The organism is Paraburkholderia aspalathi, from assembly GCF_905220735.1.
In the GTDB taxonomy this organism is placed as follows: domain Bacteria; phylum Pseudomonadota; class Gammaproteobacteria; order Burkholderiales; family Burkholderiaceae; genus Paraburkholderia; species Paraburkholderia aspalathi.
This window is the reverse complement of record NZ_CAJNBA010000002.1, coordinates 1-14,639: the sequence shown is the minus strand read 5'-3', so window position 1 is coordinate 14,639 and position 14,639 is coordinate 1. Positions and strand designations below refer to the sequence as shown.

Annotated in this window: 14 protein-coding genes and 1 tRNA gene; 10 read left to right on the top strand and 5 right to left on the bottom strand. The window is 60.5% G+C overall.

Features of this window, described 5'->3' with window-relative positions:
• Positions 1-81: 81 nt before the first annotated feature.
• Positions 82-1,494 (top strand): MFS transporter, encoded by a 1,413-nt coding sequence (locus KHO30_RS11095; protein ID WP_425312906.1) that lies wholly within the window; start codon positions 82-84, stop codon positions 1,492-1,494.
• 237 nt (positions 1,495-1,731) lie between these two features.
• Here the strand turns inward: KHO30_RS11095 and KHO30_RS11090 are convergent, their stop codons facing one another.
• Positions 1,732-2,796: a porin gene (locus KHO30_RS11090; RefSeq protein WP_280531437.1), complete on the bottom strand. Its 1,065-nt coding sequence runs from the start codon at positions 2,794-2,796 to the stop codon at positions 1,732-1,734.
• Positions 2,797-3,180: 384 nt separating this feature from the next.
• Here KHO30_RS11090 and KHO30_RS11085 point away from each other — a divergent pair, with 384 nt between their 5' ends.
• Entirely contained in the window at positions 3,181-4,206 is a 1,026-nt protein-coding gene (locus KHO30_RS11085; protein ID WP_211701035.1) for a LysR family transcriptional regulator, read from the top strand.
• A 205-nt stretch (positions 4,207-4,411) separates the two neighbouring features.
• Entirely contained in the window at positions 4,412-4,591 is a 180-nt protein-coding gene (locus tag KHO30_RS11080; RefSeq protein WP_425312894.1) for a DUF2471 family protein, read from the top strand.
• A gap of 326 nt (positions 4,592-4,917) precedes the next feature.
• Here KHO30_RS11080 and KHO30_RS11075 read toward each other — a convergent pair whose 3' ends face one another.
• Positions 4,918-6,147: a tyrosine-type recombinase/integrase gene (locus KHO30_RS11075; protein WP_211701034.1), complete on the bottom strand. Its 1,230-nt coding sequence runs from the start codon at positions 6,145-6,147 to the stop codon at positions 4,918-4,920.
• Positions 6,148-6,320: 173 nt separating this feature from the next.
• Positions 6,321-6,405, bottom strand: a tRNA-Leu gene (locus KHO30_RS11070).
• 182 nt (positions 6,406-6,587) lie between these two features.
• On the opposite strand from KHO30_RS11070, the gene KHO30_RS11065 reads away from it, so the two are divergent.
• The 6 genes from KHO30_RS11065 (at position 6,588) to KHO30_RS11040 (ending at position 12,474) form a co-directional block, all read left to right on the top strand.
• Entirely contained in the window at positions 6,588-7,628 is a 1,041-nt protein-coding gene (locus KHO30_RS11065; RefSeq protein WP_093647253.1) for a LacI family DNA-binding transcriptional regulator, read from the top strand.
• A gap of 81 nt (positions 7,629-7,709) precedes the next feature.
• On the top strand, positions 7,710-8,789 hold the full coding sequence (locus KHO30_RS11060; protein ID WP_093647255.1) for an ABC transporter substrate-binding protein: 1,080 nt from the start codon (positions 7,710-7,712) through the stop codon (positions 8,787-8,789).
• Positions 8,786-9,610 (top strand): ABC transporter permease, encoded by an 825-nt coding sequence (locus tag KHO30_RS11055; protein ID WP_093647257.1) that lies wholly within the window; start codon positions 8,786-8,788, stop codon positions 9,608-9,610. Before KHO30_RS11060 ends, KHO30_RS11055 begins: the two co-directional genes overlap by 4 nt.
• A gap of 32 nt (positions 9,611-9,642) precedes the next feature.
• Positions 9,643-10,557, top strand: a complete 915-nt coding sequence (locus tag KHO30_RS11050) for an ABC transporter permease (protein ID WP_211701033.1) — start codon at positions 9,643-9,645, stop codon at positions 10,555-10,557.
• The gene (locus KHO30_RS11045) at positions 10,554-11,600 is read left to right on the top strand and encodes an ABC transporter ATP-binding protein (protein WP_211701032.1); all 1,047 of its coding nucleotides are present in this window, start codon (positions 10,554-10,556) and stop codon (positions 11,598-11,600) included. The genes KHO30_RS11050 and KHO30_RS11045 overlap by 4 nt, the downstream gene beginning before the upstream one ends.
• Positions 11,601-11,646: 46 nt before the next feature.
• On the top strand, positions 11,647-12,474 hold the full coding sequence (locus KHO30_RS11040; RefSeq protein ID WP_200651132.1) for a phosphodiesterase: 828 nt from the start codon (positions 11,647-11,649) through the stop codon (positions 12,472-12,474).
• An 18-nt stretch (positions 12,475-12,492) separates the two neighbouring features.
• On the opposite strand, the gene KHO30_RS11035 is transcribed toward KHO30_RS11040, so the two are convergent.
• Positions 12,493-12,978, bottom strand: a complete 486-nt coding sequence (locus KHO30_RS11035) for a DUF2569 domain-containing protein (protein WP_211701031.1) — start codon at positions 12,976-12,978, stop codon at positions 12,493-12,495.
• 175 nt (positions 12,979-13,153) lie between these two features.
• Between KHO30_RS11035 and KHO30_RS11030 the strand changes: the two genes are divergently transcribed.
• Positions 13,154-14,353, top strand: coding sequence for an MFS transporter (locus KHO30_RS11030; protein WP_211701030.1), 1,200 nt, complete (start codon positions 13,154-13,156; stop codon positions 14,351-14,353).
• Here the strand turns inward: KHO30_RS11030 and KHO30_RS11025 are convergent.
• Positions 14,350-14,639: hypothetical protein (locus KHO30_RS11025; RefSeq protein WP_211701029.1), on the bottom strand; the 290-nt coding region annotated here is incomplete at its 5' end. The genes KHO30_RS11030 and KHO30_RS11025 overlap by 4 nt on opposite strands.

Here is a 14,639-nt window from a genome sequence, read left to right as displayed (position 1 = left end):
ACACACGCCGGGAGCCGGATCAGAAGCCCCGCGAATGAATGACATGGTGGAGACGAAATGAGCAAGACACTGGCCGGAGCCATGATTGACTGCGATCACGTGGCGAGTCGTACGACAGAACCCGTAGCACGGGCTGCACATCTTCTATTTCGCATCGAAAACGTGCCCTTCAGCCGGTGGCACACGAAAGCCCGGGTGATCATGGGCAGCGCAACCTTTTTCGATGCATTCGACGCACTATCGCTCGCCTTCGCGATGCCGGTGCTGATAGGACTGTGGCACCTGACGCCAACCGAAATCGGAGTGCTCATCGCGGCCGGCTATCTTGGACAGTTCATTGGCGCATTGACCTTCGGCTGGATTGCCGAACGGTTCGGCCGCGTGCCCAGCGCCACGATGACGGTCGGTGTCATGTCGGTAATGGGTATCGCGTGCGCGTTTGCGGGAAATTTTCAGTTGCTCTTTATTGCGCGGTTTGTCCAGGGCATCGGTGTCGGCGGCGAGGTGCCTGTCGCGGCGGCGTACATCAGCGAACTGTCTCAGGCACATGGGCGGGGACGGTTTTTCATGCTCTATGAACTGATTTTTCCACTCGGACTTTTGGGGGCAGCGCAGGTTGGTGCGTTCGTCGTGCCTCGCTTTGGCTGGGAGTACATGTTCCTTGTAGGCGCGCTCCCGGGACTCATTGTGACGTTCCTCATATTTCGGCTATCCGAATCTCCTCGCTGGCTCATCGCGAGGGGGCGTTTCGACGAAGCTGAACGTGTGATAGAGAAGATCGAAGCCAGCACAACGAAGCGAAATCTCGACACGCAGCACGACTGGGTCGAGGTCGAGAGGCGTCTTGCAAAGATCCGCGGCGCCAGCCAGACGAGGAAGCAGGCCTCGTGGAAGGAACTGTTTTCTCAGGTCTACCGGGGCCGAACACTGATCGTGTGGTTGCTGTGGGCCAGTTCCTATTTCGTTGCAAACGGCATCAACAACTGGCTGCCTAGCCTGTACCGCACCGTCTATCACTTGCCGCTTCAGGAATCGCTGCGGATGGCGTCGGTGTCGAACGTGCTCAGCGCGTGTGCCGTGCTGCTCTGCGCGTTCCTCGTCGACCGGACGGGGCGGCGGCGCTGGGCGATGGCGTGCTTCGTGCTCAGCGGCTTCCTGCTGCTTGTCCTAGGCACGGTAGCGACAGGAAGTCCGTGGTCGGTCATGGTCCTTGGATCTTCGGCCTATGCGGTAATGGGCACTACAACGGTCATGCTCTATCTGTACACACCGGAAATCTACCCGACACGTATGCGTGCGATTGGGACCGGGCTTGCGACATCATGGCTGAGGGCGGCATCTGCAGCAGCACCGGCCATGGTTGGCGTGGTGTTATCCGGGTATGGCATTTCAGCCGTCTTTATGATGTTTGCCGCTACAACTGTCATTGGCCTCTTTGCGTCGACCCGCATGATCGAGACGACTAACCGTTCGCTCGAAGAGATATCTCCCTGACCCGGTTAGTATCACGCCTGTTCAACTTCAAGTCCGTTCATCAGTCGTCGCCGCGTGTCGCATCGTGTGACACGCGGCGATGTCATTTTCGGGCTAACACACGAAATGCTGGAAGAGACTGCAACGAAAAAATGTGGCATTGCCCTTCGGCAAAGCCACATTGCGGAAAAGAACGGAATGAAATCGAGGTAAAAGCGGCGGAGCGAGTTACCGCTCCGGTTTATATGTTTTCAGGTGTCAGAAGATATGTCGCATGCCGATCCCGTACGTGCTGCCAGACGGCTTCGAGCTCAGCTTGTCGTACGAATACACTGCATAGACATCCGTTCGTTTTGATAGGTAGTAGTCGTAGCCGAGCGACCCTGTGTTGCGAATCGAATCCTGATTGTGCGGCGCTGACTTTCTGGTCATGGCCCATTCGACCAGAACAGATGACGTGAGCGTGGTGGGGATCGACAGTCCCAATTCGTAAGTGTGCGAGCCCATCTGGGTGGTCGTGATATTGGTAGTCTGCACGGCTGCGTAAAATTTCGCGAAACTCGCGTTATATGTGGCGCCTGCCAGATACAAATATTGCTCGACTGAGGGCATATTCAGTGCGACACGTACGCGCTGGGCGGACAGCGCTATCTGCAGCGGACCGTTCTCGTAGTTGAGGTGCAAGCCCAGATTGTCGTGGCCTTGGTGGCCCGTCGTGCTGCTGATCCCATACTGCACGACTCCCGTCAGGCCCTTGTACGACGGTGACGCGTAGGTCGCGACATTGGCCCATACGGTATCGCCTATTACCGTGTTGTTGTACGCAGCCGTGTATGACTGGACAACAAGCGGCGAAAATACGACAGACGAACCAAACGGGTTCAGCAGTATCTGGTTCTGGTACGTCTGCGTCGTCTGTTCACCAAACCTGAGAATGCCGTATGGAGTTGTAAAGCCAAGATAGGCGTTGCGCGAGAAAAGTCCATCGGTCGCATTACGTCCCATCTGACCCGTGTTCGGACGGAAGAAGCTCTCGAGCACGAATATCGCTGCGTAGCCGCCACCGAGGTCTTCTTTCCCGCGCAGGCCCCAGAATGACGTCGTCAGACCGCCGCCACCCATCCCGATCGATCCTTGCGGCGTCGTGCTCAACTTCGACTGCGCGACGTACATTCCAACGAGCCCGTACATCTGGATTGGGGCAGAAAGATCCGCCGAGGAAGGCTGGGATTGCGCCATGCCGGACCATATAGCCAGGGTTGCGACGGCGAGGCACCGTGGCATCAACTGGTTGCGTGGGGGCGTGCTTCTGTCGTTGCTCATCTGTTTCGTCTCCAGTAGATATTATTTGTATGGCGCAGCAATGCCCTCCACGAGCGCCGGGCGCGCTCATGGGACGGGGCAATTCGTGGGCGGCATTCAGAAGTCTGACCGTCAGAGGCCGAACTGCGCTGGCTATGTGAAGCGCCGAATGCGCGTGGCCGTATTCGCCGTCAGGTCCTCTCTCGGACGCGTCTGCTCACTGGACTTTGCGTTGTGCTAACTGTTCGCATGCGGGTTGTCTCCTCATTGGCTGTCTATGGAACGGCGACGAATGCAGCAGTCGTCTCTTTGTCGTTCAGATCAGTGTAAGCAACCAGATCCCATGCTGATAGACGCAACGATGTGAATTCAGATATGCTTTTGAACAGATACCCAGGGACGAAGATGGATCGCGAAACGTTTAAGCTTTTTGTCGAGGTCGCGGAACTCGGCAGCATCAGCCGCGTTGCGGCACTGCGTCAAACGGTACAGTCGAACATCAGCCGCCAGATTGCGGAATTCGAGCGGGAATGCGGGGGGCGTTTGTTCGAACGGACGGGGCGCGGCGTCAAGTTGACGGGCTTTGGAGAACGGATCATTCCCCGGATCCGGGAATGGATCGCCGACACGGATCAGTTATTCAATGATATCCGCACGTCGTCGGGCGCTCCCTTCGGCGAGGTGCGAATCGGCATCTTGCAATCCACCGCGCATCCGTTGATTACCGCGTTGTGCGAACGGCTCAATTTGACCTATCCCGACATCCGCCTGAATGTGCGGGAGAGTCAGCTAGGCGAGGTCGAAACATGGCTCGACAGCGGGCGCGTAGATCTCGCCATTCTGTTTCATGCAGAACGTGCGATGACAACGGAACGGCTCGCGACGCTGGCAACCATTGAGACCTACCTCGTCGGGGCACCCGGTTCACCCATCTTGGAACGCGAGACAGTCGATTTTCGACGACTTGCCGACTTGCCACTCGTGCTGCCAGGCCGGCCGAACCGGCTGCGCGACATGCTTGACGACGAGGCGCGCCGGGCGGGCATCGTCCTGGGAATCATACTGGAAGCTGACTCACTAGCGGTACAACGCGAGGTCGCCGCTAGCGGTCGAGGATATGCAGTACTCGGTCCGTGGGCCATCGCACCCGATATCCGGTCAGGCCGCTTGCGCGCGGCGAGAATCGTGAGACCCAATATCACGCGCTTCGTGACACTGGCAAGCTCGCGCCAGGGTTCCATGACACCCGCACTTCGCATCGTTATCACGCTGCTAAAAGAGATTGCGTCTGATTTGTCTGATTCGGGGCTGTACGATGGCCTCGCCACACATCGCATTGACTCGAAAGATCGGAGCGCCGACGCCGTTGTATCGTGCACAAAAAAGTCATCGGGCGCGCGTTCCTCGGCAGTCTCAAAACGAAGCGACTAGCAGCCTCTTAGCGTTCCCTCGGATACCTGGAGAGATCGATGCGCACGGACACACTTGAGACGCGCTGATTACGCAGGCTCATGAGGATCGAGCATCCGAACGACCGGTCTGCGGGGAGAAGGTGCCGTTATTTGAGAATCAGAGCTTCCAGGCGAGACACAACGAGACAGTGCGCTCGACGTTTGTCCGGTTTGAGGGCCGTCGTTTGTCCGGGATAGATCTCGACGAACCCGTCGACTGGCGACGTGAAGACGATGATCTGCCAGCCGTGTACCTGCTCGTGCGCGCACTGGTGCAGACCGACGCTACCAATGTGGCCACTCAGGACTATGTGCCGGTGTCGGCCGTTAGGAATGCATTCAATGGCGCATCAGTGCGGCGATAACCCACGTCATCGCCGCTATTAGCCGGCCGAGCTCTGCGAACCATAACGATGAGGCAAACGGCTTGGGTATAGCTTAGGATCCCAGTCCGAATTGCATCGACTTCTTCAGGTGTCGCCCTCTCCAAGGACCACGCATAGATACCTGTGCGAGTGCGAGCCATGGCTAGGCACAAAACTCTCCTCCCCTAGCCAGGCGGAATGCGCCAGCACGGATGGTCTGCTGAGCAGCGGCTGTTAAGGCAAAAGCTTTTCGTTGAGCACTACTTTCGGATGCGATTCAGAGAGTAGTGCTCCGCCCTTAATCCACACTATCGGCCAACACTTGGTTATCTCTCAGCGCTTGCAGTCCCAATAGAAACGACTTGCGCGCCCACCTTGAGCCTGTCCAGATAATCGGCCCACTTCTGCATCATTGCGCGCCGCTCCTTGATAAATTTCGTCCGGTTATAAGCCGCGCCAAGGTTGTCGGGTACCGTATGCGCAAGCTGATGTTCAATCACTTCCGGCTTCTGCTCAAGTTCCTCATGCAGGATTGTGCGCGCCATGGCCCGGAATCCGTGGCCGGTAATCTCGGTGCGGGTGTCGTAGCCGAGCCGCCGCAACGCGGCATTGATCGCGGCTTCACTCATGGGGCGGTGCCGATCTCGCGCGCCTGGGAACACGTACGAGTGGTTGCCGGTTAGAGCTTGCAACTCTCGCAGGATGGTTACGGCCTGCGTCGCAAGCGGCACAAGGTGTTCTGTCTTTGTCTTGGTGACGAGATAGCGCCATTCCCGTTTGTCCAGGTCAAACTGCGACCACTTGGCCTGCCGCAGTTCACCGGGCCGCACAAAAAGCATCGGGGCCAACTTGAGTGCACAAAGGACGGGAAAGGTCCCTGAGAAGCCATCGAATGCCCGAAGCATTTCCCCAACCTTTACTGGCTCAGTAATGGCAGCAAAGTGCGTGGTTTGAGCTGGCGGGATCGCATCTAGAAGGTCGCGTGCCGGGTCTGCCTTGCAGTACCCTTCCTTGATGGCATAGCGGAATATGCGACTGATTTCGCTGCGTACGCGGTGAGCCGTGAAGCGTGCACCGCGACCGTCAATGCGTTTCAGGACAGTTAGAATCTCGGGCGCGTCAATTTGAGCAATGGGACGCCTGCCGAGCCACGGGAACACGTCACTCTTGAACCGCGCCAGCGTCTTCTCATACTGACCAATTTCCACATAGGTCTTGCGCTCATTCATCCAGCCGTGTGCAACCACCTCAAACGAGTTGGCGGCAGCAAGTCGCACCGCACGCTTCTTCAGGCGCTTCGCCTCGCCAGGATCGATTCCGGCCGCGAGCTTCTCACGCACGTCGTCGCGCTTCTTGCGCGCCGCCGCCAGCGAAACATCTGGGTACACGCCGAACGCGAGCGTTTTGTCCTTCCCAGCGAAGCGGTAGTTCATGCGCCAGTACTTCGAGCCCGACTTATCGATCTGCAGATACATACGGCCGCCATCGGACAAGCGGTTACCTGTGCCGTCCGGACTGTATCGGGCGTTCCTGACTTGTTTATCGGTAAGCCGCATGGTGGTATCTCCTGATCGAGACAGCAGAGATCTGGACAGATACCACCAAAAATACCACCAATTACTACCGGCTGCAGATCGATAGCCCGGGAATATGTCGGAGCATTAAAGGCCGAAAGGCCTTGTATGGCGGGGGGTTTCCGGATTTCATCGGAATTTGTCGGAAGAACCCTTGGTGCCGGGGACCGGACTCGAACCGGCAAGCCGTGAAGCGGCGGATTTTAAGTCCGCTATGTTTACCAATTTCATCACCCCGGCAGGGGTCAGAACCACGCTGGACGCGAATTCTACCATTGCCCGGCGGGCACACCAAACCGGCGCAATCCAGCCGCGCCCCATCCCCACCCTCGCCCGCCAGGCATAAAAATTGGAGTCATCCGCAAGTCACAAACGTTCCTGATAATCCGCTGACGAAAACGTTTACATCACGCGCGGAAATCATGATCCCAACGATCAAAGACGTCGCCGCCCACGCGGGCTTCTCCATCGCCACGGTCTCGCGCGCGATCAACGCGCCGCATACCGTGAACCCGATCACGCTCGATAAGGTGCGTCAATCCATCGACGCCCTTAACTTCCGCCCCAGCCCGCTCGGCCGGCAGCTGCGCGGCGAGCGCACGCGCCTGATCGGCGTGATCCTGCCGACGCTCGCCAACCCCGTGTTCGCCGAATGCCTGCAAGGCATCGACGAACTCGCCGCGGCGCAAGGCTACCGGCTCATGCTGATGACCACCCAGTACGATGCCGACCGCGAACGCCACGCCATCGAAACGCTGCGCGAACATCGCGTGGAAGGCCTGATCCTGACCGTCGCCGATGCCGACACGCATCCGCTGCTCGACGACCTAGACCGCTCCGGTCTGCTCTACGTGCTGATGCATAACGACACCGTGCGGCGTCCGTCCGTCTCGGTCGACAACCGCCTCGCCGCGTTCGATGGCGTACGCATGCTGATCGCGCACGGCCATCGCCGCATCCTGATGCTCGCAGGCACGCTCGCCGCTTCGGACCGCGCCCGCCAGCGGCATCTCGGCTACGCGCAGGCGATGCAGCAGGCCGGCCTCACCCCTGCGCCCGCGCTCGAAGTCGATTTCAACGCGGACGAACTCGCGCCGTCCGTGCTCGCGCATCTGACCAACGGCCCGAACCGCCCGACCGCCCTCTTCTGCAGCAACGATCTGCTCGCCATGGTCGTGATGCGCGGCCTGCGCCGCGCGCGTCTGCAGATTCCGCACGACATGTCGATTCTCGGCTTCGACGGACTCGCCATGGGCGAATTGCTGTCGCCACCGCTGGCAAGCGTCTGCGCGCCAAATCGCGAGATCGGCTGCGCCGCCTGGCGGCGTTTGCTAGCTCGCGTAACCGGCACCGACGAAACGCATGAGGCAACGTCGCCCAAGCTGACCTTGCCACACAGCTTGCGCGAAGGTGCCACCATCGCGGCGATTTCGAACCGCACAGAAACGTCCGCTGCGACCTAGAGGCCGTTCGCATAGTCGCTTGCATAAACATCCAATTCGAACCCCGAACCACCCGCTCTCTTCCTCTCCAGGAGACCCGTAGTGATCCGCTCTTCAACACGCTTTGCTTCTTCCATCAAGCCACTCTGGCATCGTCTCGCCCGCACTACGGCCACCGCGCTGTCAGCAGGCATGATCGTCACGGCCGCGCTCGCCGCCCTTGCACCGCAAGCAGCCCACGCCGATGAAACCGCGATCTGCTACAACTGCCCGCCCGAATGGGCCGACTGGGCGAGCCAGATCAAGGCGATCCAGCAAAAGACCGGCATCCGCGTGCCGTTCGACAACAAGAACTCCGGTCAATCGATTGCGCAACTGATGGCCGAGCAGAAGAGCCCGGTTGCGGACGTGGTGTATCTCGGCGTGTCGTCGGCGTTCCAGGCGAAAGACAAAGGCGTCATCCAGCCGTACAAGCCGGCGCACTGGGACGACATTCCAGCCAACATGAAGGACCCACAAGGCTACTGGTTCACGATCCACTCGGGCACACTGGGCTTTTTTGTCAACAAGGACGCGCTGGAAGGCAAACCGGTCCCGCGTTCGTGGGCCGACCTTCTGAAGCCTGAGTACAAAGGCATGATCGGTTACCTCGATCCGTCGAGCGCGTTTGTCGGCTATGCGGGCGCAGTCGCGGTAAATCAGGCGCTCGGCGGCACGCTCGATAACTTCGAGCCAGGCCTCGACTGGTTCCGCAAGCTGAAGGCCAACGCGCCGATCGTGCCGAAGCAGACCGCCTATGCGCGCGTGATGTCCGGCGAAATTCCGATCCTGCTCGACTACGACTTCGACGCCTACCGCGCGAAGTACAAGGACCACGCCAACGTCGAATTCGTGATTCCGAAGGAAGGCACGATCTCGGTACCGTACGTGATGAGTCTCGTGAAGGGCGCGCCGCATGAAGCGAACGGCAAGAAGGTGCTCGATTTCGTGCTGTCTGACGAAGGCCAGAAACTGTGGGCCGACGCCTATCTGCGTCCAGTACGCGCAAACGCAATGAGCCCGGAAACCGCCGCCAAATTCCTGCCCGCAAGCGACTATGCCCGCGCCAAACCGGTCGACTTCGGCAAAATGGCCGAGAAGCAGTCGAGCTTCGGCGAGCGTTATCTACAGGTGATGCATTGAACGACGTCACGTTCCCGCTGCGCTGGCGCATCGCTTTGATCGCGCCGGCGCTGGCGGTTTTCATCGCGTTCTGGCTATTGCCGATGGGCGCGCTCGCGCAGATCAGCGGCGACGGCCACGCATTCGCGACCTATCGTGCGATGCTGACGAATCCGCGCTACATGTCGAGCCTCGGCGCGACGGTGATGTTGTCAGCAGCGGTCACGGCGACGACGCTAGTGCTGTCGGTGATCGCCGGTCTGCTGCTGGCGCGCCGTGAGTTCCCACTCAAACGCACGCTGCTCGCGCTGCTGACGTTTCCGTTGGCATTCCCAGGCGTCGTGGTCGGCTTCATGGTGATCATGCTGGCGGGACGTCAGGGTTTGATCGGTGCGTTATCGCTGAAACTCACCGGCGATCGCTGGGTGTTCGCTTACTCGATGAGCGGGCTCTTTCTCGGCTATCTGTACTTCTCGATTCCCCGCGTGATCGTCACCGTGATGGCATCGGCGACCAAGCTCGATGCCTCGCTCGAAGAGGCCGCGCGTTCGCTCGGCGCATCGCCATGGCGTATTACGCGCGATATCGTGTTGCCCGCGTTGTCGCCGGGCTTGATCGCAGCCGGCGCGGTATGTTTCGCGACCGCGATGGGCGCCTTCGGCACCGCCTTCACCCTGGCCACCGACATCGACGTATTGCCGATGACCATCTACACCGAGTTCACGCTGAACGCGAACATGGTGACGGCGGCGGGCCTCTCGATCGTGCTCGGCATCGTCACATGGGCCGTGCTGGCGTTCGCTCGCAGCGTGAGCGGTTCGGCTGTCGCGGCAAGCGCATGAGTGGCGTGTCCAAACCCGATGACAAAACTTCGATGAACTCCATCAGTGCTCCAACCAAGCAGCCCGCAAAACCGCGCGCGCGGCGCCGCCGGTTGCTCACATCACGCACGTGGCTCGCAGCCGGACAGTGGTTCGTTACGCTGTTGCTATGCGCCTTTCTGATCGTGCCGGTCGTGATGTCGATCATGGCCGGCCTCACGGTCAACTACTTCAAAGGCGTATCGAGCGGACTCACGCTGCGCTGGCTCGGTGAAGTGTGGACGCAGTATCACAGCTCCGTATTTCTCTCGCTCGAAGTGGCGGCGATGACCTTGCTGATCACGCTGCTGACCGGCGTACCTGCGGGCTACGTGCTGGCGCGCAGCAAGACGCGGCTCTCGCGCATCATCGAAGAGTTTCTGGTGCTGCCGATCGCCCTGCCCGGTCTCGCTTCCGCGCTCGCGTTGCTGGTGGTCTATGGCGGCTTCACGATGTTTCGCATGAGCGTCGCGTTTATCGTTGTCAGACACGTGGTGTTCACGCTGCCGTTCATGGTGCGCGCGGTCGCGGCCGTCTGCGCGAGCAGCGATCTGCGCACGCTTGAAGAAGGCGCGGCGAGCCTCGGCGCGAGCTTCTTTCAACGCTTCGTCACGATCGTCTTGCCGAATGCGCGACCGGGGATCATCGCCGGTGCGTTGGCGGTGCTTACGCTCTCGATCGGCGAATTCAATCTCACGTGGATGCTGCATACGCCCGATACCAAAACGCTGCCGGTCGGTCTCGCCGACACCTATGCGTCGTTACGCATCGAAATCGGCAGCGCCTACACGATTCTGTTTTTCATCATGACGATGCCGCTGCTCGTCGCGATGCAATGGCTCGGCGTCGATGCGACCGGCCAGCGCAGCGCGGGCAAACAGCGCAACACTGCCTCCCGTTCCAAGCCTATACCGACGTCCACGCCATGAAACTCGACTCCGTTCCCATCACGCTCACACAGTGCGCGAAAACGTTTCGCGGCACGCGTGTGCTCGAACCGCTCGATCTGCACATCGGCGCCGGTGAGACGCTGGTGCTGCTCGGCCCGTCTGGTTGCGGCAAGACCACGACGCTGCGCATGATCGCGGGCCTCGAGACACCTGACGCCGGCGGCAGCATCGCGTTCGGCGACGAAGACGTCACCGCCCTGCCGATCGAAAAACGCCAGGTCGGCATGGTGTTCCAGAGCTACGCGCTGTTTCCGAACCTGACCGTGCGCGGCAACATCGGCTACGGCCTGAAGATCAAACGCGTGCCGGCTGAAACCGCACGGCAACGCGTCGACGAATTGCTCGCGATGATGCGTCTCACCGCGCACGCGGACAAACCCATCGATCAGCTCTCCGGCGGCCAGCGCCAGCGCGTGGCATTGGCGCGCGCACTCGCCGTGCAACCCCGCGTGCTGCTGCTCGATGAACCGCTCACAGCGCTCGACGCGCGTTTGCGCGACACCTTGCGCAGCGAGATGAATACGTTGCTGCGCGAGCTGGGCATCACGACCGTCTACGTGACTCACGATCAGGCCGAAGCGATGGAGCTCGGCGACCGCATCGTCGTGATGAGCGCCGGGCGCATCGAGCAGATCGGCTCGCCGCGCGACATCTACTATCGTCCGGCGAACCGCACGGTCGCGCAGTTCGTCGGCACGATCAACCGGCTGGCTGGTGAACGGCGTGATGGTCTGTTGGCGACAACCGGCGGCGCTGTACCGCTGCCGTCAAGCGCCGGGCACGCTAGCACGGCACACGAATTTTTCTTCCGCCCCGAAGACGCGTATCTCGCCGACCCGGCCACCGCCCAATTGCGCGGCAACATCGAAAGCACGGCGTTTCTCGGCGAGCGCACCCGTTTGACGATCGGTGGCGCCGCACCGGACGCGCTACTGATCGATGTCGCGGGCCGCGTCGAACTCGCGCGCGGCACGCCGGTCGGGATTTCAATCGCGCAGGACGCGCTGATTGCGCTATCGTAATGACACAGCGCTGCGTTTCTAGCGCGCCATAAAGAAGGACATCCCCATGCTGCTGGCTCAAATTAGCGACCTCCATATCAAACGGCCCGGCGCGCTGGCTTACCGCCGCGTCGATACCGGCGCCTATCTCGCGCGCACTGTCGCCGCGCTCAATGCACTGGAGCCGCGTCCCGACGCCGTAATCATGACCGGCGACCTCGTCGATCAGGGCGATCCGGAACAATACAAACACCTCAAAACGCTGCTCGCGCCGCTCGAGATCCCCTACTTCCTGATGGTGGGCAATCACGACGAACGTGCTGCATTGCGCGCGGCGTTTCCCGATCGCGCCGAGTTGCGTAGTGGTGGCGAGTTCGTGCACTACGCGGTCGATGTCGGACCGCTGCGCGTGATCGCGCTCGATTCGATGGTGCCAGGCGAAAGCGCCGGCAATCTATGCGACGCACGTCTCGACTGGCTTGAGACGCAACTCGATGCGGCGCAAGGCAAGCCCACGGTGGTCGCGTTGCATCATCCGCCGTTCGTCTGCGGAATCGGGCATATGGATGAATTGCGGCTCGATCCCGCTGCCGCCGACAAGCTCGCCGCGTTGATCGCGCGTTATCCGAACGTGGAACGGGTGATCTGCGGCCATGTGCATCGGCCGATGTTCGTGCGTTTTGGCGGCACGATTGCGTCCGCGGTGCCGGCGCCCGCGCATCAGGTCGGGCTCGATCTACGCGAGGATGCGCCCTCCGCATTCGTGATGGAGCCGCCTGCGTATGCACTGCATCGCTACGATCCGGCGACGGGCATCGTCACGCACCATGCGTATGTTGATAAAGCCGATGGTCCGTATCCTTTTTACGAACCTGAAGGCGAGTTGATCGATTGAGGGTTTCGCCTCACCGGTTCAGACCGCAACAAAAGTTTGCCGGACGCGCCGGGACAGCCTGAAATACGGTATCCCGAGCGCGGCAGCGACGACGGCCTGAATGAAGCCGTCGAACGGAATGGCGATGGCAATGCCAATGGCATGGGTCATGTGATCGCCGAGCAGGTAGGCGATGGTTCGCATGACGAGGATGGCCAACAGCCACGCCTGCACCTGCAACGGAAAACGCGCCGATTTGCGCCGCACGAGCAGCGCGAGCCAACCTGTGCCGGCGACGATGAACACCCCGATGATCACGTCACAGCCCACCATCGCGATCACGGTGCGATACCAGCCGTGCGTGTCAGGGCGCACGAATACCGCCAGCAGTTCCCATTCGAGCATCAGCTTGAGGGGATCGCGCAAGGCGACCGCGGTTGAAAGCGCCCATGCAGCGAGGGAGATCAAGGCGAGGAGCAGCCAGCCGCTGATGCGTCGAGGTTCGAGTATCGAAGGTGTGTTCATGAGATCGGTCACGTAATGGATCGTGTTGCGCGCGCCGATTCTACGAACGAAAACCGAACGATCATCTCATTTTGTCTGCGACGCCTGCGAGGCCGTCAGCACGATCCTCCCTGCTCCGGTATGATCGGCACGCTTGAGGACCGCGCATGGGCCGGTCCATCGATCGCCCCCTCTCATGTCCACATCCGACGCCTCCACTCCCGCTTCCGCCGACCGGTCGTTGCGCGGCTTGCTGCTTCTGCTCGCGACGATTGCCGGTGTGGCAGTCGCAAACATCTATTACAACCAGCCGCTGCTAGACAATTTCCGCCAGTCGTTTCCGAATAGCGCATCGTGGGTCGGCGTGGTGCCTGCTGTGACGCAGCTCGGCTACGCGGCCGGAATGCTGTTGTTGGCGCCGCTCGGCGACCGCTTCGATCGGCGTCGCCTGATCCTGCTGCAGACTGCCGGCATGTGCATCACGCTCGTGATCGCGGCTGCGGCGCAGAACTTGCCCGTGTTGATCGCGGCGAGCCTCGCCATCGGCGTGCTCGCCACCATCGCGCAACAGGCTGTGCCGTTCGCCGCCGAACTCGCGCCGCCGGCGCAGCGAGGACAAGCCGTCGGCACGGTGATGAGCGGCCTGCTGCTCGGCATTCTGCTGGCACGGACCGCAGCGGGTTTGATCGCCGAGTATTTCGGCTGGCGCACGGTATTCGGCGCTTCGGTGGTCGCGTTGCTGGTGCTGGCCGTCGTGATCATCTTGCGCTTGCCGAAGAGCAAGCCGACTTCAACGCTCCCTTACGGCAAGCTGCTGGTTTCGATGTGGCATCTGGTGGTCGAGCATCGCGCGCTGCGTGAGGCCTCGCTAACGGGTGCCGCGATGTTCGCCGCTTTCAGCATCTTCTGGTCGGTGCTGGCCTTGTTGCTGGCGGGCGCACCGTTTCACCTCGGGCCGCAGGCGGCCGGCCTGTTCGGTATTGTCGGTGCGGCGGGGGCAATGGCCGCGCCGCTCGCCGGCAAGTTTTCCGATCGACGCGGACCGCGAGCCATTATCACGATGTCGATCGCGCTGGTGGCTGTGTCGTTTGTTGTTTTTGCCTTGTCGGCGAAGAGTATTGCCGGGTTGGTGATTGGCGTGATCGTCCTTGATATTGGTGTGCAGGCTGCGCAGATTTCCAATCAATCGCGGATTTATGCGTTGAAGCCTGAGGCGCGGAGTCGCGTGAATACGGTTTATATGGTGGCTTATTTTATTGGCGGTGCTGTCGGGTCGGGGGTCGGCGCTGCGGTTTGGCCGACCTTTGGGTGGGTCGGGGTTAGTGTTGCGGGGATGGTTTTTGCCGGGCTGGCGGGTTGGAATCATTTGAGGCTTCCAGCCGGGGTTCAGGGTTAAGGTTTTTTTGCCTGCGCGGCGGTTTTTGTCTGTGTTCTTAGGGTTTTGGGCTTTTCTTGTTCTGGGTTTGGTGCCTTTCCTTGTTCTGGGTTTGGTGCCTTTCCTTGTTCTGGCTTTGGTGCCTTTCCTTGCATTGTTAGTGGTCTATTAGTGTTGCCCCTGTGCGGGGCGGCACTGTAGTGGTCAAGTAAACCTGGACACCCGGAAAGGGGAATATTTAAAAAAGTGAAGCTTCGCATCGTGCCGGCGGCTGACCGCCTGCTGCCGAATGGATGCGACGGTAGTT

What these genes read in the sequence shown, in the direction of transcription:
- KHO30_RS11050 (WP_211701033.1), top strand. Translation starts at nt 9,643, where the DNA reads ATGAACTCCATCAGTGCTCCAACCAAGCAGCCCGCAAAACCGCGCGCG.
- KHO30_RS11095 (WP_425312906.1), top strand. Translation starts at nt 82, where the DNA reads ATGATTGACTGCGATCACGTGGCGAGTCGTACGACAGAACCCGTAGCA.
- KHO30_RS11040 (WP_200651132.1), top strand. Translation starts at nt 11,647, where the DNA reads ATGCTGCTGGCTCAAATTAGCGACCTCCATATCAAACGGCCCGGCGCG.
- KHO30_RS11075 (WP_211701034.1), bottom strand. Translation starts at nt 6,147, where the DNA reads ATGCGGCTTACCGATAAACAAGTCAGGAACGCCCGATACAGTCCGGAC.
- KHO30_RS11065 (WP_093647253.1), top strand. Translation starts at nt 6,588, where the DNA reads ATGATCCCAACGATCAAAGACGTCGCCGCCCACGCGGGCTTCTCCATC.
- KHO30_RS11045 (WP_211701032.1), top strand. Translation starts at nt 10,554, where the DNA reads ATGAAACTCGACTCCGTTCCCATCACGCTCACACAGTGCGCGAAAACG.
- KHO30_RS11030 (WP_211701030.1), top strand. Translation starts at nt 13,154, where the DNA reads ATGTCCACATCCGACGCCTCCACTCCCGCTTCCGCCGACCGGTCGTTG.
- KHO30_RS11090 (WP_280531437.1), bottom strand. Translation starts at nt 2,796, where the DNA reads ATGAGCAACGACAGAAGCACGCCCCCACGCAACCAGTTGATGCCACGG.
- KHO30_RS11035 (WP_211701031.1), bottom strand. Translation starts at nt 12,978, where the DNA reads ATGAACACACCTTCGATACTCGAACCTCGACGCATCAGCGGCTGGCTG.
- KHO30_RS11085 (WP_211701035.1), top strand. Translation starts at nt 3,181, where the DNA reads ATGGATCGCGAAACGTTTAAGCTTTTTGTCGAGGTCGCGGAACTCGGC.